Here is a 23,686-nt window from a genome sequence, read left to right as displayed (position 1 = left end):
GATCAGTCTTATTCATAATCTTTATACACAATAATTTCTACTCTGCGATTTTTAGTTCGGCCCTCTGTTGTTTGATTCGTTGCCATTGGTTGCGTATCGGCAAATGCCTGAATCGAAACTTTCTCTTGCTTAACACCAGTCGTACCCACTAAGTAGTCCATCACCACAATGGCTCGTTTCGCGCTCAATTCCCAGTTAGTAGAATTTGGATCAGGTATATTATCGGTATGTCCAGCAATGACAACTTCTTTATTCAGTTCTTTAATATGACCTGAAATCAAATCGAGATATTGTCGGACTGCATTAGATAAATTCGTACTGCCCGATTGAAATAAAATACTATCTTCCAAAGAAATATGAATCCCATCTGAACGCAAGGAGACTTCCACATCACCATCTAAATTGGCATCAGTTAAGGCTTGTTTAATGTCTTCACGTGCCGCTGCCATTTTTTGGTCCTCTAATTTCTGTGCTAATACGGCTTCTTTGGCTTCCTCACCAGAGATTGAGCGAACCTCATCGCCTGTACCAGTCTTTTCTCCACCACCATCCCCTGCTTGTTCAGCTGGCACGACTCGACTAGTACCAAGATCTACTACATTTCCAATAATAGAATTACTTCCACTTCGAGAGGAAAAAATTGTTCCAAACTCACTACGAAATTCTTCAAATTTTTCTTCATCAACTCGTGCCATCGCAAACATCACGATAAATAATGCTAGCAAAAGAGTCATCATATCCGAGTAGGGAAGCAACCAAGCTTCGTCATGATGTTCTTCATGTTTTTTCTTTCTTTTCATTGCTTCTCACAACCTTTACTCATCATTTGATGAACGTTTTCCTGGTTCAATTAAACTATTTAATTTTTGTTCGATCGTTTTTGGCGTTTGACCCGCTTGAATTGCCATAACCCCTTCGATAATAATCATCATCGATTGAACTTCAATTGCTGACTTTGATGTGAGTCGTGACCCAAAAGGCACCAAAATAACATAACCTAAGAAAATCCCATAAATCGTCGCTACGAAAGCTGCTGAAATCATATGTCCCAGTGCATCCACATCATTTAAGTTCCCTAAGGCACCAATCAGACCAATTACAGCTCCTAATACTCCTAGTGTGGGCGCTGCTGCTCCTGCTGTTTTTAGCATTTGAGCTGCTGTACGGTGACGTTCTTCAATACCGACAATTTCATTTTCCATAATTTCTCGGATTTGTTCAGGATCAACGCCATCAACAACCATTTCTAAACCTTTTTTCATAAAAGGATTTTCTAACCCTTCGACACTGCTCTCTAATGCCAACACACCATCTCGACGCGCAAGATTGGCTAATTCTACAATTTTTTCGATAATTCCTGTAACATCTTCTTCATCATTTCGCATTAATGCACCAAAAACTTTCGGTAGGCGTTTAATCTCGCTTCCAGGAAACGAATTGACTAAGGCAGCAATTGTCCCTATAAAGATAATCATCGCAGCAGCCGGATTGATTAAAACCATGACATTTGCACCTTTTAAAATCATCCCGACAACAACGGAGACAAACCCTAATATAATCCCAACTATTAAAAATATATCCATTTGACCGATCCTCCTGCTACTAATTTACACATTCTCAATTTATACTATCGGCTTTTTTTCATTTCTTTTTAAGTGGAGAATGAAAAAATCAGTAACTTCTGCCAAATTTTCTTGAAACAGAACCTACTGATTTTTAATTATTTTACTTCTGAAATTTGTTTCCATGCATCCAATAATTCGGTTAATAATTTTTGTACTTCATCCATTGCTTTTGTATCACGATCCACATTCGCAATCACTAAACGTTGATACATATATTCATACAATTGAATTAGCTCTTGTGGAATCGGACTCTCGATTTCTTCATTAATTGAATAGCGTAATTCCATCACAATATCTTGAGCTTTAAGCAAATTTTCACCCATTTGCGCTAATTTTCCTGTTTCTAATGCTAATTTTGCAACACGAATTTTTTTAATCGCGCCTTCTAAAAGCATTTCAATTAATTTATTGGGTGAAGCACTCATCACTTGTGTTTTCAAATAATTTTCTTGCATAGCTTGTCCTTGATACATTCTCTTTTCTCCTTCAATAATAAAATTCATAATCAGGTGATACAGGTTGGGTATAGGCATTACGTTTAGTAGTTCGCTGATTTAATTGCGACATTTCTTTGGCGATTTCTTCTTTTTGTGTTTTCATGCGTAGCAGTAGTTCTTGATATTTAAGTATGACACGATTTGCTAAATTTTCATTTGCACGAAATCCCGCCGTCGATTGCGCTAAAGCAGTCAATTTTTGATCGCATTGTTCTAATAGAGTTTCCATTTGGTCAATTTCGCCATTCCATTTATCCATCTGTTCTAATAAATACATTAACACTTCTTTGACAAGACGTTCATCATTCTTCATTATTTTCCACCATTAAATGATTCCACTTGACTAACCAACCATGACATTTGTTCTTCCGCCTGCATCATCGCTTGGTCTAAACGAGTAAACATATCCACATACCTAGCTTTCTTTTGCTCCAAGATCGTATCTAAACGTGTAATTTGTTTATTTAAATCTTTAATACTTGCTTCGTAAGATTCAAATTTTGTTGCTAAAACCCCTTTATTATCGCTTTTTTCTGATAAATATTTATCGGCAATCTCTTTTAAAGCAACTGAGTAACCACTTGTTTTGGTTGTTTCTCCTGTTTTTTCTGATTTGAAAAAGAAATCTTTGACCGCATCTGGATCTTTAGCCAATAATTCATCAAATTTCTTTTCATCTAAGGCTAAGGTTCCTTGGCGATCAGTAATCGAAATCCCCAAATCTCCAGCTTTCAACCCACCACCAGAAGTATACGGTGGTGCAACCATATTACGTAATTCTGTTTGTAGCCGAATTAACGTGCTATCTCCTGCTAAAGCACCTGCATCCGTATTGTTGTCTGAACTCGGATCACCAACTTTTAATTTGTCACTAATTAAAGACATTAAACTATTGTATTGTGTGACAAAATCTTTAACCGCAGTTTTAATTTTTGATGTGTCATTGGTTAGTGTGAGAGAAACATTTTTCCCTTCTTCAGTTTGCTGAAGCAATTCAAATGTTACACCTTCGATAACATCATCGATTGTATTTGACTGGCGTTTAATTTCAATCCCATTCAATACAAATTCAGCATCTTTTCCTTGTGTGAAAGTAGCCTCTGTTTCTGATAATCCTAAAGCATTTTTGACGTTTCCTTCTACAGTAAAGGTACGATCACCAGTTTTTTTATCTTCTAAAACTAAACGATTATCAACAATTGTTGCAGTAATATTGGAATTTTTTGTTTCTTTATTAATTTTTGTTGCTATGTCTTTTAAGCTATCTAAAGAATCAATATCAAAAGTAAATTCTTTTGCTACTCCATTTTCATCTAATTCTGCTGTTTTAATTGTTAATGCCCCAGACGCTAACAAGGAGGTATCATTCGTTGCTAATTTTGCACCCGTTAAACTAGAGGATGTCGCTAATTGCTTAACTTGAACAGAATATTTTCCTTCTCCAGCTGCTGCCGTACCTGAAATTTTAACGCTTTTATCATCAGAAGAAGTGGCCTTTTTCGTTTGAAACGTATCTAATTTTTGTAAATCCTCTGTTTTTTTCAAAAAATTTGTTAAACGAGTTTTAATATCACTCCAAGCAGTTTTTTCTTTTTGAATACCTTCAATTCGATTTTGTGCACGTAGTTTTGGAATCGCATCACCTTGCAATAACTGATCAATTTGATCGGCACCTATGCCAGAATATTGCCCTAAAATACTACTAATTCCTGATGCACCTGTAATACTTGCCATATTCGATCCCTTCTTTCTTCTATGTAATCTTCACTTCATATATATTATCGGTAAGAATCAGAACAAATTTAAGTAGAAAATAAAAAAGAATCGACTTTCGCCGATTCTTTATAAAACAGAATATTAACCTTGTAATAAGCCTAATACGCTGTTTGGCATAGCATTTGCTTGAGATAACATTGAAGTAGCTGCTTGAGAAAGGATGTTATTCTTCGTGAAATTCATCATTTCTTCCGCCATATCAACGTCACGGATACGTGAGTTCGCTTCAGATAAGTTTTCTTGAGTTGTTGTTAAGTTTTTAACTGTATGAGATAGACGGTTTTGCGCCGCACCTAAGTCAGAACGTTGTGCTGAAACAGATTTAATTGCCGCATCGATATCAGCAATCGCATCTGAAGCATTTTTACGACCAACTTCGTCTAATTCTAAAGCTTTTACTGTTTCTAAATCAGCTTCTGCAGTTTTTACAGCATCTTCAAATGGAGTAATTCCTGCTTCTTTTGCTTTTGTTGCTGATACTAAGTCTTTCTGTGCAGCTCTTTCAGTAGCATCTAAAGCTTCAAAATCTAAAGCAGCAAACGCAGATTTAATCACTGATCCATTTTGTGAAGATGTAAAATCAATTCCTGCAGCTTCTAAAGCATCCGCCTCGTTAGCTCCAATTACTGCTGCCACTGCAGCTTTATCCGCATAAGCATCTCCATTTACAAGAGCACTAACATCAACATTTCTTGCACTTGCTGCTAATTTAGCTGTGTCATGAGCAGTACCAGCATCAGTAGCAGCAGTATCTAAAGTTGCTTGATCAAAATTAATTACAGCTAATTTTGCATCAGTAACTTTTTGTCGTGCATCGTCAACTCTGGCATTTCCTACAAGGATATCTTCATCACCAAATAAAGAAGTTTTAGATAAACCTAAGTTTTCAGAATCCATTTTACCAATTGTTACTGACATTGTTTGTCCGCCATTAGCACCAATTTGAAAAGTAAAATTTTGATCTTTTGTATTTAATAGTTTTTTCGTATTGAACTCAGTAGTATCTGAAATACGAGTGATTTCTGTTTTCAATGCTTCAAATTCTTTATTGATTTCACCACGGTCATCTTGACTTAAAGTTCCGTTAGCACCTTGGTTAGCTAAATCGCGCATACGACCTAAGATTGCATGTGTTTCATTTAAAGCACCTTCAGCTGTTTGAATTAAAGAGACACCGTCTTGTGCGTTACGTACCGCTTGTTTCAAACCGCCTACTTGGCCTTTCATTTTTTCAGAGATTGCTAACCCAGCAGCATCGTCTCCAGCTTTGTTAATACGTAAACCTGATGATAATTTTGATAATGATTCACTTTTTGCAGCATTTGCATTAGTCAAACGACCATAAGTGTTCATTGCAGAGATATTTGTATTAATTCTCATTCTTATTTCCTCCTAATTGGCATTCATCTTTTGTTAAGGTTTCCCCTCTGTTATATAGTATCGGCAGTTTCTATTTAGAGTTAATAGCTTCTTCGCAATTTTTCTAAAAAATACCAACTTTTTTCACCTATCTAAACACAGGTTCATCCCCTGTTATTATGTATCGGAAGGTAATTAGCTTTTTTAAGAGAAAAATGAGGATTTTTTTTTAAAATTCAGAAATTTTTTTGAAATAAAAAAGAGCTCGCACACGGCTCGCTCTTTTTAACGGACATAATCCAAAATTGTTGTTTGCATAATCTTCGTGCCCATAGCCATCGTTGTTTGATAGGCTAACATTTGATTTTGATACTCCATATATTTTTCTGCAATATCAACATCTTGTCGTTCAGATAGAGCGCTTGTTAAATTAACTTTATCTGATTCATTACGTTGTTGTGCAGATTCTAAGCGATTATCGACTGCCCCAATTTTAGTACGGAAATTGACAATGTTGTCACTAAATGTATCGATTTGTTTCATAAAATCTTCCGCAAAAATTTTTAAATCAGCATCATTACCAGCAGGTGGTGGTGGTGTTTGATTGGTTTCGCCTAAATAGATGTTCATTTGATTAATGACTTTACCAAAAAAGTCATTTAAATTTTTGCCATTTACACTCATCATCGCATTGCCATTAGTAGGGACGTCAATCGTCACATTATCTGCAATTTCACGAGAAATATCCACTGTTGACCCATTGTAAGAAATTCCTACCACTTCACTTTGAGGATCTGCTGGATTACTTCTAACAACTGCAAAGGGTGGTTCAGTTGTGTTTTGCCCACCAAAAATATACCGTCCATCAAAATTGGTATTCAACGCTTCCACAATTCCTTGAATTTCTTGTTGGATTTCATTTTTATTTGCACGAACCGCATCAGCATCTTTCGTTCCTGAACCTGTTGATTGAATTAAATCTCGAATACGACGCATTGAATCTCCAACATTCGATAATGCACTATCTTGTGTTTGCACCCAAGAACGAGTATCTTTAATTTCTTGGTTAAATGTTGCATTACGAGATAATGACACATTTAAGTTCATAATTTTAGAAACCAATAGTGGATTATCTGATGATTGGCTCACTTCTTTTAAGCTTGATAATTGATTTAATGTTTTTTGAACTTTTGAGGCGTTGGCGCCTAAGTTTTTGATAAAATCGTTATATGTGACATTTGTTGAAACTCGCATGGTCCTACGCTCCTGTTCTGTTGATTAAAGTATCAAGCATATCTGAAATTGTTTGAATAACACGTGCATTTGCTTGAAATGCTTGTGAAAAACGGATAACATCCGAAACTTCCTCATTCAAGTTTACACCAGAGATTGATTCATTTTTATATTCTAATTGATTTAATACTGTAAGTTGAGATGCTGCAATATTATCTGCTTGCTGTTTGGAAATTCCGTTTTTCGTGACAATATTATTGTAGCGTTCAGAAAACGTCATTTGATCGCCGGCATCTTTTGTATTAAACAGTTTTTCGATATCTTTGGCCAATGAACCATCTCCTGGAGCGGGAGTAGCTCCTTTTCCAGTTTTCAACGTAGCCGGATTCTCTTGTAAAGATTGTATCACTTTGATATTTTCTAAGACTTTTGTAGAATCTGTTCCTAAATCAAAGAAGTCAATTCCTGCTTCATTGCGATAAGCGGTATTAATCGTCTCGGCAAATTTAGTGACGAACGTATTTAATTCTTCTAAACGAACATCAATTTCTTTACTGGCTGCTTGGAAACCACCAATCTCTCCTTCATTGACATCCACCGCCTTGAAAGCTGGCTCGGTTGGTGTATATCCTTCAATAACAATAGTTCCTACTGGTAAATTACTCGTAAAAGTTACTTTATTATTGGCATCGCCACCCACAGAAATTGTATTTTCAGCAGAAACGACACTAATTTTTTTATGTCCATTAATGTCTAAAACAGTTTCACCGCTTTTCCCACCAATCTTTAACTCTGATACACGTCCATAGCTATCGAAAGTGGTAGAAATATCTGCTAATCCAGCGATGTCTTTTAACAAAGAATCACGGGTATCTAATAAGTCATTAGGTACATTTCCATTTGAAGAAATCGAAAAAATTTGGTCATTTAGAATGGATAGCTGTTCTAATTTCTCATTGAAATCCATCGCACCTTTTTCAATATTGCTAGTAACTTCTCCTTTTAACTGAGAAATTTGCCCTGCCATTTCGCGAACCATGTCGGCAAAAGAAGCGGAATTTTCAATAACTAAAGATTTGGAAGTAACTAATTCTGGATTACTGCCTAATTTAGACCACGCATCATACATCACCGATAATTGATTGATAACTCCTGTTTCAGAAGGTTCATTCATAAAATGTTCCAATTGTCCCAAGGCATCTGATTTTTGTTCATACATACGGAATTTTGAATACGCATCACGCGTTTGATTTCGGATAAAAGGATCCACAATACGATCCACACTTGATGCAGAAACACCCATCCCAATTGCTCCGACGCCTGTCATATAATAAGGACGTTCTGTTGTCATATGTACGCGTTGGCGTGAATAACCGTCTGTATTTGTATTCGCTATATTATGTCCACTTGTTTGTAAGGCTGTCTGATTGGCATTCATCCCGCGTGTTGCGGTGCCTAACATCCCGAATAAACCTGTCATCGCGTGTTCCTCCTAAAATTCTGTATCTACAAGGCTTGTTGGTGCTTGTTGTTGATAAGGTGTGTTTGGTGACTTTGAATAGGTCTGTTTGGTTGCTGATTGCATGGTATCTTTAACGGCTTGCATCAATACCTCTTGGTAACTGATTGCCTGTTTGGTTAGCAGCAAATTCTCTTCTTGTTGAAATTGAATTTGCTGAATTAACTCACGCATCTTATCTGTCACTTCACCAGTATAAGCATTAAATAGTGGAACAAACGCTTCTTTTTTTCCCACTAATTCTTCTAGTTTCTCAGATTGTCCCTTGATAAGGTAATTTTTTTCTTTTTTTAATAAATTAAAAAATGTTACTAATTTACGTTCAAATTCAGTCGTTGTCATAGATTAGTCCTTTGCTGTTTTCATTGCTTGTACCATACTTGTCGCAATTTCTTCGGCAGACACTTGATAGGTTCCTTCTTGAATCGCTTTTTTCAATGCAGCTACTTTCTCCGAACGAGCAGTTTCTGCTTTTTCGTTCGCTTGCGTTTGTCGAATTTTTTGTGTCGTCTCAGACAAATCAATATTATCCTTAGCTGCAGGAATTGCTTTTGATTGGCTATAAGCTGTCTCGGCCTGCTTTTTTTTCGACTGTAGTATATGTTCTTTATATTCGCCATAACCTCTTTCGATTTTCATACAGAGCCCTCCTTTGTCGTTCTTTTTATTCTCTGTTATATATTATCGGATAAAAACAAAAAAAGTTAAACGGATTCGCTTAACTTTTTTTATTTTTAGTTTAAATGATGCAATCGTTGTTTTGGCGATAAGATATTAGTTATACGGACACCAAAGTTTTCGTTAATTACGACAACTTCTCCAGTAGCTATAAGTTTACCATTCACTAAAATTTCTAATGGCTCATCTGTTAGCTTATCTAATTCAACAACAGAACCTGTGTTTAAAGATAAAATCTCTTTAATAGATTTTTTACTCTTACCTAAAATTACACTTAAATCCAATGGTACATCTAAAATCAAGTCTAAATTATCACCATCCACGCTTGGTCTTGCAGTTAGTGGTTGAAATTCTGCTTGATTTATTTCTACTTTACGCTGGGTTTGTTGCGTTGATTGTTGCCATTGTGGTTCTGGTTGTGCTTGCTGAATGGGTTGTGACGGTTGTGTTTGCACTGGCTGTGGCTCTGGTTGAACAACTTTTTTCTCAACTTCAGGTACAGGTTGACGTAAGTCTTCTGCTTGATCAGCCAACATGGCTTCCATAATTTCGTTGACTACCTCATTTGTAAAGATTTGCATAATTTCACTTTCAATAACGCCCTCGACATTTAATGAAAAGGAGATACGATAAATATCTTCATCTGAAACGATTCCGTCATAATCAATCGCTGCCTCATTTTCCCATAAGTTTACAACAGGGGGTAAAATATCAACTTTACGATTAATCATGGTTGCCATCGAAGTAGATGCAGAGCCAATCATTTGGTTCATCGCTTCAGCTACAGCGCTTAATTCCAATTCAGTAAACTGGGTATTTTTAGGATCACCCTCGCCACCCATCATTAAATCAGCAATAATAATCGCATCGCTAACTTCTAATAGCATCAAGTTCGTGCCATATAATCCTTCTTTAAACTCAACAGTGGTTGAAACTTTGGGTGCGGCTAACCCTTTTAAAATTTCCCCAAATTTTACTTTTGCAACACGTGGTGTAGTAATCATCACGCGTCGATTTAGGATAGAAGACAATGTTGTCGCTGCTTGAGACATCGAAATATTGCCTACTTCACCAATAATATCAAACTTATCTTGCTCTGTTAATGAATTATCCGACTCACTTGCTTGAGTAGGAATAGAACCTCCATTTAACATTGCATCGATTTCTTCTTGTGACAGACTTTCACTCATTCGTTCTGATCTCCTTCCAATTTATCTATTAATTCAATTGCATATTGGTCACCTTTCTTACCTGGAATTACGCGATAGAAAGGTTTTCCTTCAATAAATGTATCTAATGGGTCAGTGATTTTACGGTCTAATTTAATCACGTCACCTGGTACCAAGTGAAGGAAATCAGAAAGACTCATTTGAGCCTCTCCTAAAAGAACTTCTAGCTCTAAGTCAACACCGTTCAAACTCTTTTGTAATTCATCAGAATCTTCTTGGCTCGATGTTTTATTCGAATCAAACCAGTTACGGAAACTCAATTTATCAACAATACCTTCAAAGAAAACATATGGAATACAAATGTTAATAAATGTTTGCACTTTAAAAATTTTCACAGTAAAGGTAACTAACACAACAGGTTCATTTGGAGACATATTTTGCAACAATTGGGGGTTTGTATCCATTCCTCCTAGTACAGTTGATAGATTAACAATATCCTTCCAAGAATGCTCAAAGGCGGACGTCAATTGAGACATAATTTCTTCTAAAATTGCTAATTCAATATCTGTAAAAGACTTCTTATCTGCCAAATTTTCTTCTGCATTTTCTCCTTGTTGTTGATGGATTTCTGTTCCACCACACAACAATTCGACCAACAACATACACAGCTGCGGATTCATCTCAATGATTTGAATCCCATTCATCGGTTCTGATTGTAACAAGCCTAATAATGTAAATTTAGGAATTGAATGGATAAACTCCTCATAACTGATTTGTTCGATTGCTGCCAACTGAAAGGCTGCATTCGTTCTTAACTGTGTCGATAACGCATTACTTCCCATTTTCGAAAAGTCTTCAAAAATCATATACAATGTATTGATATATTCTTTTGAAAGCTTGGTTGGTCTTCGAAAATCGTAATTCTTAATCTTGGATTGTTCGTTTTCTATTTCAACTGTTTCTTGAGTAATCTCACCACTGCTCATGGCACTTAACAGATTATCAATCTCTTGTTGCGACAATACCTGATCCAATTCAATCCCCCATTTACTCAAAAATCATGTGATTTACTTGAATCACATTTGCTACCTTATCTGGGAATGATACAATACCTGAATAGTATTCATATCCATCCTCATCCGTTAACTGAATATCATCTGCTTCAATATCTACAACTTCAACTACTTCTTCAATCAGCAAGCCTTTTTTCTCTTCGTTTTGCTTCATGATTAAAATATTTCGGTTGGTTTCTGCGGAAGGAACGCCAATTAATTGTGATAGATTTACCACTGTTAATACCGTTCCTCGTAAATTAATCAATCCTTCTACCCAATGCGGTGCCAAAGGAACTTTCGTAATGCGAATTGTATCGATTACTTCTTCCACAGCATCTGCTGAGATGAGAAAGTTTTGATGATTCATTTTAAATAGAATCATTTGCATCTTGGTCCATCTCCTTTTTAAGAAAGAGCTTTATCTACAGCTTTGATGACACGATCTGTATCGAATGGTTTAACGATAAAATCAACTGCTCCAGCACGGATAGCATCCATTACCATACCTTGTTGCCCCATCGCACTACACATAACAACTTTAGCTGCTCCATCCACTTCACGAATCATTTTCAATGCCTCTAAACCATCTACTTCTGGCATTGTAATGTCCATCGTTACTAAGTCTGGTTTTACTGCTTGATATTTTTCGAAAGCTTCTTGCCCATTTTGTGCTTCGCCAACTACTTCATAGCCATTTTTTTCCAAAATATCTTTTAATTTCATACGCATAAATACCGCGTCATCTACAATTAATATTTTTTTTGCCATTTACTCTTCTCTCCTCAAATTCCTAAAGTTGTTAAAAATTTTTCAATAACGCCTTCTTCTGGTATAAAAAACAAAGACGCGTCTAATTTATCTGCATCGTACGTAAACTCATTACGAATAACCATAATTTGATCATCAAACTGATTTAATTCCATGTAAATACTACTAATAATCGCACCAAAATAATCATATTGTATCATAGGTAAAGATGAAAGCAATTGATTATTTAAAAAACTACCAATCGCACCTAAAAAAGAATTCGAAACGATATTCGTCAGCTCATTCACAGCAGAATGTTTGACTTCATCATTAAAATCAGTAGTTCCTATCATAAATTCAGTCATTTTATCTGCAGCTGAGTTTGTTAACACAAATAAAAATACGCCACGGACATCACCTAAAATTTGACTAACTACCGCATACACTTCTTCATTTTCTGATAAAATTTGTTCATAAAGTTTGTCATAACTTAAAATTTCAACTTCAGGTACACGCATATCTATCGTGCGGTTAACCATCATGGAGATGCTCGTTGCTGCATGACCACCGCCGATATTGATAATTTCTCTTAATCCATCTAATTGTAAATCTGTATAAGCCATCTGTTATTTCCTCTGGTCATGACAAATCGCATTGATATCTAGGATAAGGGCAATGGAGCCATCTCCTAATATCGTTGCGCCTTGATACTTTCTAATTTGTTGTAAAATATTATCAATTTTCTTAATTACAATTTCTTGTTGCCCGATTAATTCATCCGATAAAATACCGTAATAACGTTGATCGATATTCACAATGATGGCATAGTGTTTACCTGTGTGATTCGTTTCGACTCCTAATAATTCATTCGTGCGAATAATCGGGATCATTTCCCCTTGGAATTCATAAACTTCCTCGTTCAATGTTTCTTCGATTTCTGCTTCGCGAATCATTACGACACGTTCCACAATATCTAATGGAATAGCAAAATTTTCATTTCCTATTCGAACCATTAATGCTTCGATAATGGACAAGGTCAATGGCAGTTTGATAATAAAAAGCGTACCTACATTGACTTGGCTACGTAGTTCTATCGTTCCACCCAATGAAGTGATTTTCGATTTTACAACATCCATGCCTACCCCGCGACCAGAAATATTGGTGACTTCTTTAGCTGTTGAGAAACCTGGATGGAAAATTAATTGTTGAATTTCTTCATCATTTAACCCATCTATAGATATCCCTTTTCTTTCAGCGCTTGCACCAATGACTGCTGGATCCAACCCTTTTCCGTCATCTTCAATCGTAATCATGACTTGATTTCCTTCTTGAAATGCAGACAAGCGAATGGTTCCTTTACGTTCTTTGCCTAAACGCTCCCGCTCTTCTGGCAGCTCAATTCCATGATCGACTGAGTTTCTTAATAAATGAACAAGGGGTTCACTCAATTCAGAAACAACTGTTTTATCTAGCTCTGTTTCTTCCCCCGTAATAATTAAATCCATTTCTTTGTTTAATTCGTTGGACAAATCGCGGACCATTCGTGGGAAGCGGCTAAACACAACTTTGACTTGCTGCATACGAATCTTCAAAACTAAATCTTGTAATTCTGAAGTTAAACGAGAAACTTGCTCAAGTGATTCTTTAATATCTGCTATATTGGCACGAGTGCTTACTTCTTCTAATTGGTTACGATAAACCACTAGTTCCGAAACAAGATTTAAAAATAAATCTAAACGTGATAAATCAACCCGAATTGATTGATTATTATTGTTGTTATGGTGTTGTTGCGCAGGTTTATTCGTTGTTTCCGTTTTTGGCTCATTCACTACAGTAGGCTCTACTGCTTTTTCCACTGTTTCTTCATCCACTGTTGCTACTTGAACAATTTCTACGTCTTCAACTGGTAGTGGTTCAAATAGTTGTGCTCCTAGAATATGACGTGTCTCATCAAAATGTTCCACTTTGACTTCTTCCACTTCGCTATTTCCCATTAGATTTTCTAACACACGTTCTGACTCATTTTTCGTTAGATAAATAACGTGGAAATCCGAATCAAAATCACCTTCTTCTAGTGCTTCAGTAGTCGGTTCCGTATGGAGAATATCGCCTTCTTGTTCTAATTTTTCCATTATTAAAAAGGCACGAGGTCCTTTCAACAAGGAATCTTCTTCTAGACGAACAGAGATACTATACGATTGATAATCATCGTTAATTGCACTTTTAATAACATGCAAATCACTATCTTCCAATTGTCTAAAGCCCACAACTAAATCATTTGCTTGAGGAACATCGACAACGACATCTGTAGGTTCTGATTCTTGAGTTGATTCTTGAATTGAGCCTTGTTCAACTATATTTAATTCCGCTAATAAACCTTCAATTGATTCATGCGTTAACTCTTTTTCTTCACGTAAATCTTCGACTAAGCTAGATAACTTATCCAAACAACGAAAAACTAATGAGATTGAACTACTTGTTACATCAACCGAACCTTCTTTGAATTTTTCAAAGATATTTTCCATTTTATGAGTTAATTCGGTCATCACATCATAGCCCATCGTTGCTGCCATCCCTTTTAAGGTATGAGCTGAACGAAAGATTTCATTCAATAGGCTGGCATCATTGGGATTACTTTCTAATTCCAATACATTGTCATTTAACTGTTGTAGATGGTCATCTGTTTCTTCGAAGAATAGTGTACGATAAATACTGTTATCATCCACGACTTCTTCCACTCCTAATTCTACATTTTTTGATAAATAAACGAATCAATTTTTTTCAATCCAAATTTCTCTGAAAAATTGATTGTTTCTGTTGCTCCTGTAAATAGAATGCCTCCAGGTAGTAGTGACTCGCTAAATTTGCGATACACTTCATCACGCGCATCATTTTTAAAATAAATGGTGACATTTCGACAAACAATGATGTGACATTTATCTTCGTAACGATCTTTTAACAAATCATGCTTTTTGAACATTACTTGTCGTTTAATTGGATCTTTTAATTGATATTGCTCATTAGCAAGTTTATTGAAATATAAATCGCGATCAACCGTTGGAATATTCTTAATTTCATTGGGTTTATAGGTGGCGTCTTTTGCTTTTTGGAGAATTGTCCGATCAATATCTGTTGCAATAATTTTTGCAGTTTGAATTTTATTTTTTTGTAAAATCATCGCTAACGTATAGGGTTCAGCACCTATCGAACATGCTGCACTCCAAATTTTCAAACGTGGAAATTGCTGATTTAATTTGACAAGATTTTTTTCAAACGTATCAAATAAATCTCGGTTACGATAGAATTCTGTCACATTAATGGTAATATGTTCCAAAAATTCTTGTTTCGCTACAGGATCACGTTCTAAAAGTTTTGCATAAGCTTCTAACGTTTTAACTCCACGAGATTCCACAATATTAGCGATTCGTCGTTGCATTTGTTTTTCTTTATATGCATCCAACTGAATGCCTAACTTATCTTTGACCCATTTATTAAAAAATTCAAAATTTAGTTGCATCTAGCTCACCTCACCATTTGTCTTAGTTTCGGACCAATTTCTTCTAAACTTAGAACCTCATTTACTACGCCAGACATAATCGCTTGACGTGGCATCCCAAAAACGACACTTGATTCTTTATCTTGTGCAATGGTGTATCCGCCAAATCGTTGGATTTCGCGCATACCTTCTGCGCCGTCTTTTCCCATTCCTGTCAAAATCACACCAATCAATTCACGGCGGTACACTTGTGCAGCAGATTTAAATAAATAATCAACTGCTGGTCGGGTACCATGAATTTTAGCTTCTTGATTCAGGCTAATTTTACCTTGAGTGATTGTCATATGATAATCTCCTGGACAAAGATACACGCATTTTTCAATTGACATGCCATCTTGTGCTTCTTTGACAGAAACAGCACTTTCATCATCCATTCTCTTCGCAAAAGAAGTGGTAAATCCTTTTGGCATATGTTGGACAATAAAAATCGGTACGTTTAAATTTGCAGGCAAAGATTGACTAATTTTCAAGAGTGCTTTGGGACCACCTGTAGACGCGCCAATCACAATGGCTTGAATACGACTAGGTAATGAGCGTTCTGTAATAGTTGGTGTAGTAGTATCAACTTTTTCAATACGCTCCACGCGTCGTGGCACACGACGATTCTGCGCATGAATACTTTTAATTTTCCCGTAAAATTCACGAATCCACTCATCTTGGATTTCTCTAATGTTTGTCGGTTTTTCAACGAAATCGGCCGCACCTAAAGCTAGTGCTTCAATCGTAATATCTTTATTGGAGAGTGCGCTAAGCATAATTACAGGAAGGTCATACAGACGTTTAATCTCTTTTAATGTGTCTAATCCATTTAAAATTGGCATTTCAACATCTAATAGTACTAAGTCTGGCTGTTTATCTTGTAACAATTTCAACGCATGTTTTCCATTTCTCGCCGCATTAGAGACGTGAATATTTGGCATTTTTTCTAATAAGTCTGTAACAATCTTTCTCATGAATGCAGAATCATCTACTACCAAAATATCCATCTAGTCTCCTCCTTTAAATGTAAACCACTTCTTGATTAACAATTCGGACAGTCGTTTTAAAATCGTTTAAGTCAACAATCATTGTCCGACCAGCATTTCCCCCAACATGTTTCGCTACAATTGGAATTCGTAGTTCTTTTAAAACTTTTTCCACTGCTTCAATATTTCTTTGGCCAATCCCAATAGAGGCAGCACTAGCATTAAAACCAAACATACTGGCACCGCCCACAATTTTTGCTTTTAGGCGTGGCAATGGTACTTGTTGTTTTAATTCAGTTACCATTTGTGGTAAGGCAAGATCAGCAAACTTAGCAATTTTTATGTCTTGTTTACCGATGAACATCGTGCTATCCGGTAGCATGATATGACTTAATCCGCCTACTTTGGTTTTTTCGTCATAGATAATTGTCCCAATACACGAACCCAAACCTACTGTAATTAATTTATTAGGGGCTTTTCCTAACTTATAATCAGAAATACCTACTCTAATTTCAGTCTGCATCATCAATGGTATCCTCGACATCAGTCAACTGTTCAAGCTCTTGGAAAGCAGCTTGTGTTTGTTCATTATTAAATAGATAGTCAAGTTCCAATAGCATGACAACTTCATTTTCTAATTTCAAAAATTTTTCGATGTAACCTTTTTTTAGTAAAGATTTGACTAAATCTTGTTCATAATTGGTTTCTTCCATATAAGAAATCCCAATAATATCTTCTACATATAATCCTTGCGAGTGACCTTCAAAACGACATAAAATGACTTTGCTTTCTTCTATTTGTTCTGAAAATTGATTAAATAATTTTTTACGCACATCAACAATTGGCACCATATTGTCATGATATTCATAAACACCTAAAATAAATTCTGCTACTTCAGGCAATTCAATGAATCGATTCGCTTCAATAACACGGTCAACATTTGTAACTCGAATGGCAAATAGTTGATTGTGACTTTTAAAAACAACATACTGCTCCATATTTATTTTCTTCCTTTTTCATTTTTTCCTTTTACAACTTAAAGTGATCTACTTGAAATTTAAGAATACTAGCCATTGTTGCAATTTCTTGGATTTCTGATTCAAACTTCTCAATAATAATTGAAACGTTTTCTAAATTAGAGCTTACTTCTTGCGTGCTCGCTGAAGTATCCGAAATTGCATTTGAAATGTTATTAACTGAACGTTGAACTAAATCCTTTTTCGCTACAATATTTTTAATATGCGTTTCCACTGATTGAATGCTGGTAATAAATGAATCTACAACATCGGTGATTTCATTCGATGACTCAATTGCTTTGTTTAAGGTTTGTGTTTGTTTTTCACCATTTTCAAAAGAAGTCGTTACTGTGGTTACCATATGTTCAGATTTATTGCGAATATTTTCCATAATATTGCGAATGTTCTTCGTTGATTGACTACTTTGTTCAGCTAATGTCCGAACTTCATCCGCAACAATTGCAAAACCATGACCCGCTTCCCCTGCACGAGCTGCTTCAATTGAAGCATTTAATGCTAATAAGTTGGTTTGCTCCGAAATATCGTTAATTAATTGAACAATTTGTCCAATGCTTTGAATATCTTGATTCATTTCTTTCATTTCTTCAACAAGTTGCGATTGCCCCAAACGCTCAGTTTCCCAGCGTTCAAATACTTTAAACATTAATTCAGCGTTACGAATATTACTATTTTTTGCTTGGTCAATATAGCTATCAATTTGTTTAACATCGCGGTGAATGGCTTCAATGCCATTAGCTAGTTCATCGGTTTCTTGCACTGTTTTTTCAGCATCTGCAGCTTCTGTACTTGCAGAATCTGCAATACGATCCATATTACCTTGAATATTTTCAACAGCTGATCGAATATCGTGGGCAGTTTCATCTAATTGAGCTGCCATATCAGTCATGCGGGAGCTTTCGTCTTTCATCCCTAGAATTAAGGCTTTAAAGGTATTCGCAATACCACTAAATCGTTCAATTACATTTTGGATAATTGGATGTTTTGTTGCAATTTCAGTGTTCTCTAAATGTTGAAAATCACCTTGGTTAACATATTGTAACTGTTCTAACAATTGCGTTAACACTGCATCGGTTTTTCTCTTAGACATTGTAGTTACAACAATCGAAAGAACGATTTCTAAAAGCAAGACAATCGCAGAAAAGCGAACAAACTGTTGCGTAAGTAAGTCATTATCACTAGGTTTTAATACAAACATGTAACAAGCAAACAAAACAATTACCGTACTAACAAATGAAACAACTATACTTAGTGGAATACGTGAAAAAAAACGTCTTTTTTCTTTCATTGAGCTACCCTTTCTTTCAACAACATATATTAATAAATTAATTAGACACTATCCAAGACGTATCTAAGTCCCCTCCTTTTGGCCAAAAAATGATAGTTCTGATTTAACTATCGGATATTTTTGACAAATTTAAAGCAAGACTTACCAAACATATACATCTTTTGGGTCAGAAATTCGTGTATAGCCACCAAATTTTTCATCGCGAACCAATTGACCATTATCCAGTTCTAATACACGTTTGCGAATCGAATTTACCATCGTACTATCATGCGTTGCAATAATCACAGACGTCCCCGCATCGTGAATTCGCAAAAAAATTTTCATCATTTCAACAGATGATTTTATATCTAAATTAGCTGTGGGTTCATCAGCAAGTAAAACTAACGGATTATTTACCAATGCACGAGCAATCGCAATTCGCTTACGTTGGCCAATTGAAAGTTCTGTAATTAACTTGTCTTGACAATCCAACATGCCCACTTGTTCTAATACTGTGGTAGTTCTTTGATAGATCATTTCGGGTTGAGGATTCTTTTCGACCACTTCAATAGCAAAAGCAATATTTTGAAAAGCTGTATGCTGCGGTAAGAAAAGATCTTCTTGCGTCACAATGCCCAGTTTTCGTCGCAATAAATATAATTTAGAATCACTAATTTTATCCACTAAAATATTATTCACTTGAATTGAACCGCTCGTTAATTTTTCTTGTCGAGTAAGTAATTTCAAGAGTGTTGATTTTCCTGAACCACTGGGGCCGACTAAATAAATAAATTCACCGGCTTGCATCTGAAAAGAGATTTTTTTTAATGCCCAATCTGCACCATTTTTGTAGTTTTTGCTCGCATTTTTGACTTTAATCATTTATGACTCACCTTAATCCGTAAAACGATTAACAATACTTAACATTTCATCTGTACTTTGTAATACACGCGTATTTAATGAATAGGCACGTTGCGTTGTAATCATTTCAGTCATTGACCGAGCTAATTCAACATTTGAATTTTCAAGCATCGATTGTTGTATGGTTCCTAATCCTTCGATATTTTCATTGGAATTTCTCACAACTGTACCTGGCTCAACTTGATATAAATTATCGCCAGTAAGCACTATTGTTTCAGGATTTTCTGGTAAATACATCATCACTCGTCCCACAGGAGTTGATGTTCCATTCGCGGTAATCGAAATATTCCCCGCTTGATCAATCACTGGTTTTCCTTGTGGCCATTGCTGGTAAGGTACTGTTAGGGTCGTATCCACACGCAAACCTTGACTATTGACTAATGTTCCGTTGGCATCAAAACCAAAATTACCATCACGCGTTAGCAATAACTGATTATTGGCATCACGCACACCGAAAAACCCCTCGCCTTGTATTGCCAAGTCCAACGGTGAGTCAGACGAACGTAAAGCCCCTTGTCTAAAAACAACGCTTTGTTGTGCTGTTTCTACTCCGCGATTAAATGCTACTTCTGCATTTACTGGAAGATTGACTTCTTGGGCGGTCGTTTGGTTAGTTAAAAGTTCGCGAAAGCTTGTTTGCTTTTCTTTATAGCCAGTCGTATTTACATTGGCAATATTATTGGCAGTTCTATCCAGACTTTGTTGTAAGCCATTAATTCCTGATTTACTTACGTGTAATAAGCTATTTAAATTCATTGTCTTCTCTCCCTACTAGAATCTACCTAAATCATTGACTGCTTTACGCAAAGTTTCATTCGTTGTGCTCAAAACTTTTTGATTGGCTTCGAATTCTCTTGTTGCTTGAATCATTGCGACCATTTCATCAGCTACTTGTACATTTGCTTGCTCAAGATACCCTTGATAAATACGAGGATTATTAACTACTTGTGGCTGTTCATCGCTTGTATAATATGTATCGCCTTCACTCGTTAAATTTTGTGAATTTGTAAATGTGACCACGCGAAAATTGGGGGCTGCTAAGGTCGCTGGCTGGTTAGTTTGATTGAGAACTGAATATCCTTCTTGAGTCACATATTGATTTTGATTATTCAAAATAAAGTTACCATTACGTGTATAACCAACTTCGCCATTTGGCATTTGTACCGCAAAATATCCTTCACCTAAAGCAAAATCAGTTGGACGTGACGTTTCTTGTAGGGCACCTCTTTCAGTATTCAACGTAGAGCCTGCCAATTCATTGCTAAAAACCAATGAACCGATATCATTGCGACGATTTAAACGTCCACCGTTTTGATAGTTAAACACATCAACTTCTTCTAATGTTTGCTGAAATAATTGTTTCGATTGAAAACCTGGTGTTTGAACGTTCGCCATGTTGCTACTAATATTTTCTTGGCGTTTTTGTAAAATATCAAATTGGTTAGTTAATGTATCAAATGCACGTATCATGACATTTCCTCCTGAATAATCTGTTTTAGTTTACTGATTGTTTTTCCATGAATTTGTGAAACTCTTGCGATTGACACATCTAACACTTCAGCAATTTCTCTTAGGGTCAATTCTTCTTTATAATATAAACTCAACAAAAGCTGTTCTCTTTCCGTCAATTTTTGAATGCCTACTTGCAACGCTTGCTTATGCTCGACTTCTAGCATCTGTTCTTCGGCACTAATAATTGACGTATCTTTAATCGTATCTTTTAACTCAATACCTTCATCTTCTTGATTGAACAAGGTATCTTCCAAAGACATACTGGCTAAATAATGAATGCTATCAAAAATCTCTCCTAATTGTTTAGAATCAATTTCCAATTCTTTACAAATTTCATTGTCAGTCACTTCACGTTTTAACTCTTGCTCCAGACTTTGTTTTACTTGGTAATATGCGTTCACACGGGCCATTTTATAACGAGAAAGTTTGGCATTTTTACGAACTTCATCAATGATTGCTCCTCGAATACGAATAGCTGCATAACTTTCAAAAGGAACTTTTTTCGATGCGTCAAATTTATGTAACGCATCCATCAAACCAATCACACCGATATTAAACAAATCGCCTTTTTCATATTCTTGGCTTTTAATTCCTATTCGATTGACAACTCGTTCAACTAGTGGTAAATATTTGATGATTTCATCTTCCATATTCACTGCATACATCCCAAGCACCCCTTTCTTATTATTGCAATTCTAAACTCCCTACTGTTTCAATCATCATCTCATTTGGTATTTCATTTAATGACAACACCGCAATATCAGGAAAATTAAATGAAATTAACTTTCTAAAAGCTAAACGAATTTTTGGTGAAGCTAAAATGACATGTGGGATATTTTCCATCATCAAGTGTTGATGCGTGTTGCCTAAACTTTCCAAAATTTGACTCACCGTTTCTGGTTTTAATACTGGATAAGAACCTGTCGCTGTTTTTTGAATACTTTGCATGATAATATCTTCAATTTTCGGATGAATCACCACAACATTGATTGAATGATTCCCATCCGCATATTTGGCTGAAATTGTACGTTTCAATGATTGCCGTACATATTCAGTTAACGTTTCAACATCTTTGGTTACTAAACCATAATCAGCAAGTGTTTCTAAAATAGAAGCTAAATCGTTAATGGGAATCTGTTCATCTAATAAGTTTTGTAAAACTTTTTGTACTTCTCCCAAACGCATGATATCAGGGATTAATTCGTCAATAACAACATTGTATTGGTCTTTAATACCTTCAAGTAATTTTTTCACTTCTTGACGTCCTAATAATTCAGAGGCGTGATTATAAATAATTTCTTTTAAATGCGTCGCAATAACGGTTAGCGGTTCAATAATCGTAAAACCTTGTAAATCTGCAGCATCGCGATCTCTCTCATCAATCCACATAGCATCTAAATTAAACGCCGGCTCTTTGGTTAATTGTCCTTCAAACGGAAAGGGTTCTCCCTGACTAATAATCATAAATTTATTGGGATAAATTTCGCCACTCCCTACTTCATTTCCACGGATTTTAATGGAATAACTATTGGGTTCAAGATACAAATTATCTCGAATACGAACAGGATTAACTAAAATACCTAACTCATGAGCACTTTGCTTACGAATAGCGACAATTCGATTCATTAAACTATTGTCAACAGAACTATCAACCATCGGAATCAACGCATAGCCAATTTCAATTGAAATGGGTTCAACTTGAAAAGCTGAAACAGATTCTTCTTCCTCTTGTTGTTCTTTTTTCCTTTGTAACGCCAATTTTTGTTCTTCTTTTTTCTGCTGAATAATAGCTTTTTCTTCTTGTTGCTTGATAAAAAAACTCAGACCCATTAAACAAATACCAATAAAAACAAATGGTAAAAAAGGAAACCCAGGTACAATGGCTAAAATAAATAAGATAACAGCGATAATGCGGAACAATATCGGATTTCTTGTAAAATCGTCTGCTAAATCTGCTCCGAATGAACGTGAATTATCTGAACGAGTCACGATGACCCCAGAAGCCACTGAAATTAATAACGCCGGAATAGAACTGACTAGTCCATCCCCAATAGACAATTTACCAAACTGAGCAAAAGCTTCACCAACTGTTAAATCACCATTTAGAGAGAAAATAACGGCACCACCAATTAAATTAATTAGTGTAATCATAATCCCAGCCATCGCATCACCTTTTACGAATTTGCTGGCACCATCCATCGATCCAAAGAAATCTGCTTCTCGTTGTAAATCTTTACGACGTTGACGCGCTTGATCTTCTGTAATCAAACCAGAGTTTAAGTCTGAGTCAATCGCCATTTGTTTCCCAGGCATTGCATCTAAAGTAAACCGTGCAGAAACTTCCGATACACGACCTGCTCCGTTTGTGACCACGACTAATTGGACAATTGTAATAATGATGAATAAAATAATTCCGACAATATAATTGCTACCAGTCACTACATTGGCAAAAGCGTCAATTACATGTCCAGCATTTCCTTGAGTCAAAATCAATCGAGTAGAAGCCAAGTTCAAACCTAGACGAAACATAGTTGTAATCAGTAAAACAGTTGGGAAAGTAGAGAATTCCAAAACATTTTTCGTAAACAACGTAATTAGCAAGATATTAAAACCAATTGTTAAATTAACAATAATTAAAAAATCCAAGACGGCTGCTGGCAAAGGTACAATAATTAAACCAATTACTCCGACTACTATAAAGGAGATGATTACATCGGCATAACTGATTTTTTTCAATTTTTTGCCACTTGTCGCTTCGTTCATTTCTGCTCCC

At 35.8% G+C, this 23,686-nt stretch carries 26 protein-coding genes; all 26 read right to left on the bottom strand.

Annotated features, from left to right (window positions below; genetic code table 11):
* Window positions 1-8: 8 nt before the first annotated feature.
* Window positions 9-800: an OmpA/MotB family protein gene (locus DOK78_RS04735; RefSeq protein WP_207942419.1), complete on the bottom strand. Its 792-nt coding sequence runs from the start codon at window positions 798-800 to the stop codon at window positions 9-11.
* 15 nt (window positions 801-815) lie between these two features.
* Entirely contained in the window at window positions 816-1,583 is a 768-nt protein-coding gene (motA, locus tag DOK78_RS04730; RefSeq protein WP_207942420.1) for a flagellar motor stator protein MotA, read from the bottom strand.
* A 137-nt stretch (window positions 1,584-1,720) separates the two neighbouring features.
* Window positions 1,721-2,098 (bottom strand): flagellar export chaperone FliS, encoded by a 378-nt coding sequence (fliS, locus tag DOK78_RS04725; protein ID WP_207942421.1) that lies wholly within the window; start codon window positions 2,096-2,098, stop codon window positions 1,721-1,723.
* Between the two features lie 13 nt (window positions 2,099-2,111).
* Window positions 2,112-2,435 carry a hypothetical protein gene (locus DOK78_RS04720; protein WP_207942422.1) on the bottom strand — a complete coding sequence of 108 codons (324 nt, stop codon included), beginning with the start codon at window positions 2,433-2,435 and terminating at the stop codon, window positions 2,112-2,114.
* Window positions 2,435-3,856, bottom strand: coding sequence for a flagellar filament capping protein FliD (gene fliD / locus DOK78_RS04715; RefSeq protein ID WP_207942423.1), 1,422 nt, complete (start codon window positions 3,854-3,856; stop codon window positions 2,435-2,437). Before fliD ends, DOK78_RS04720 begins: the two co-directional genes overlap by 1 nt.
* Window positions 3,857-3,979: 123 nt before the next feature.
* On the bottom strand, window positions 3,980-5,278 hold the full coding sequence (locus tag DOK78_RS04710; RefSeq protein ID WP_207942424.1) for a flagellin: 1,299 nt from the start codon (window positions 5,276-5,278) through the stop codon (window positions 3,980-3,982).
* 264 nt (window positions 5,279-5,542) lie between these two features.
* Window positions 5,543-6,511: a flagellar hook-associated protein FlgL gene (flgL, locus tag DOK78_RS04705; protein WP_207942425.1), complete on the bottom strand. Its 969-nt coding sequence runs from the start codon at window positions 6,509-6,511 to the stop codon at window positions 5,543-5,545.
* 4 nt (window positions 6,512-6,515) lie between these two features.
* Entirely contained in the window at window positions 6,516-7,970 is a 1,455-nt protein-coding gene (gene flgK, locus DOK78_RS04700; protein ID WP_207942426.1) for a flagellar hook-associated protein FlgK, read from the bottom strand.
* Window positions 7,971-7,982: 12 nt separating this feature from the next.
* Entirely contained in the window at window positions 7,983-8,351 is a 369-nt protein-coding gene (locus DOK78_RS04695; RefSeq protein WP_207942427.1) for a flagellar protein FlgN, read from the bottom strand.
* A 3-nt stretch (window positions 8,352-8,354) separates the two neighbouring features.
* Window positions 8,355-8,648, bottom strand: a complete 294-nt coding sequence (gene flgM, locus DOK78_RS04690; protein ID WP_207942428.1) for a flagellar biosynthesis anti-sigma factor FlgM — start codon at window positions 8,646-8,648, stop codon at window positions 8,355-8,357.
* A 95-nt stretch (window positions 8,649-8,743) separates the two neighbouring features.
* A complete protein-coding gene (gene fliY / locus DOK78_RS04685; RefSeq protein WP_207942429.1) occupies window positions 8,744-9,877 on the bottom strand; it encodes a flagellar motor switch phosphatase FliY in 1,134 nt (377 codons plus the stop codon).
* Window positions 9,874-10,890, bottom strand: a complete 1,017-nt coding sequence (gene fliM / locus DOK78_RS04680; protein ID WP_207942430.1) for a flagellar motor switch protein FliM — start codon at window positions 10,888-10,890, stop codon at window positions 9,874-9,876. The genes fliY and fliM overlap by 4 nt, the downstream gene beginning before the upstream one ends.
* Before the next feature lie 13 nt (window positions 10,891-10,903).
* Entirely contained in the window at window positions 10,904-11,299 is a 396-nt protein-coding gene (locus DOK78_RS04675; RefSeq protein WP_207942431.1) for a chemotaxis protein CheW, read from the bottom strand.
* 17 nt (window positions 11,300-11,316) lie between these two features.
* A complete protein-coding gene (locus DOK78_RS04670) occupies window positions 11,317-11,679 on the bottom strand; it encodes a response regulator (protein WP_207942432.1) in 363 nt (120 codons plus the stop codon).
* A 14-nt stretch (window positions 11,680-11,693) separates the two neighbouring features.
* Window positions 11,694-12,281 carry a chemotaxis protein CheC gene (locus DOK78_RS04665; protein WP_207942433.1) on the bottom strand — a complete coding sequence of 196 codons (588 nt, stop codon included), beginning with the start codon at window positions 12,279-12,281 and terminating at the stop codon, window positions 11,694-11,696.
* Between the two features lie 3 nt (window positions 12,282-12,284).
* Window positions 12,285-14,384, bottom strand: a complete 2,100-nt coding sequence (locus DOK78_RS04660; RefSeq protein WP_207942434.1) for a chemotaxis protein CheW — start codon at window positions 14,382-14,384, stop codon at window positions 12,285-12,287.
* A 20-nt stretch (window positions 14,385-14,404) separates the two neighbouring features.
* On the bottom strand, window positions 14,405-15,175 hold the full coding sequence (locus DOK78_RS04655; protein ID WP_207942435.1) for a CheR family methyltransferase: 771 nt from the start codon (window positions 15,173-15,175) through the stop codon (window positions 14,405-14,407).
* Window positions 15,176-15,180: 5 nt separating this feature from the next.
* Window positions 15,181-16,200 carry a protein-glutamate methylesterase/protein-glutamine glutaminase gene (locus DOK78_RS04650; RefSeq protein WP_207942436.1) on the bottom strand — a complete coding sequence of 340 codons (1,020 nt, stop codon included), beginning with the start codon at window positions 16,198-16,200 and terminating at the stop codon, window positions 15,181-15,183.
* 13 nt (window positions 16,201-16,213) lie between these two features.
* On the bottom strand, window positions 16,214-16,723 hold the full coding sequence (locus DOK78_RS04645; RefSeq protein WP_422389686.1) for a chemotaxis protein CheD: 510 nt from the start codon (window positions 16,721-16,723) through the stop codon (window positions 16,214-16,216).
* A complete protein-coding gene (locus tag DOK78_RS04640; RefSeq protein WP_207942438.1) occupies window positions 16,692-17,177 on the bottom strand; it encodes a chemotaxis protein CheW in 486 nt (161 codons plus the stop codon). Before DOK78_RS04640 ends, DOK78_RS04645 begins: the two co-directional genes overlap by 32 nt.
* A gap of 31 nt (window positions 17,178-17,208) precedes the next feature.
* Window positions 17,209-18,501, bottom strand: a complete 1,293-nt coding sequence (locus tag DOK78_RS04635; protein ID WP_207942439.1) for a methyl-accepting chemotaxis protein — start codon at window positions 18,499-18,501, stop codon at window positions 17,209-17,211.
* Window positions 18,502-18,642: 141 nt separating this feature from the next.
* Window positions 18,643-19,362, bottom strand: coding sequence for a cell division ATP-binding protein FtsE (locus DOK78_RS04630; RefSeq protein ID WP_207942440.1), 720 nt, complete (start codon window positions 19,360-19,362; stop codon window positions 18,643-18,645).
* Window positions 19,363-19,374: 12 nt separating this feature from the next.
* Entirely contained in the window at window positions 19,375-20,157 is a 783-nt protein-coding gene (locus tag DOK78_RS04625) for a flagellar hook-basal body protein (RefSeq protein WP_207942441.1), read from the bottom strand.
* 15 nt (window positions 20,158-20,172) lie between these two features.
* The gene (locus DOK78_RS04620; RefSeq protein WP_207942442.1) at window positions 20,173-20,871 is read right to left on the bottom strand and encodes a flagellar hook-basal body protein; all 699 of its coding nucleotides are present in this window, start codon (window positions 20,869-20,871) and stop codon (window positions 20,173-20,175) included.
* Window positions 20,868-21,578: a sigma-70 family RNA polymerase sigma factor gene (locus DOK78_RS04615; protein WP_207942443.1), complete on the bottom strand. Its 711-nt coding sequence runs from the start codon at window positions 21,576-21,578 to the stop codon at window positions 20,868-20,870. Before DOK78_RS04615 ends, DOK78_RS04620 begins: the two co-directional genes overlap by 4 nt.
* A gap of 19 nt (window positions 21,579-21,597) precedes the next feature.
* Window positions 21,598-23,676, bottom strand: a complete 2,079-nt coding sequence (gene flhA, locus DOK78_RS04610) for a flagellar biosynthesis protein FlhA (protein WP_207942444.1) — start codon at window positions 23,674-23,676, stop codon at window positions 21,598-21,600.
* Window positions 23,677-23,686 lie beyond the last annotated feature (10 nt).

Origin of the sequence: Enterococcus sp. DIV2402, from assembly GCF_017426705.2 — a bacterium.
GTDB lineage: Bacteria > Bacillota > Bacilli > Lactobacillales > Enterococcaceae > Enterococcus_F > Enterococcus_F lowellii.
This window is presented reverse-complemented; position numbering and strand designations above follow the sequence as displayed.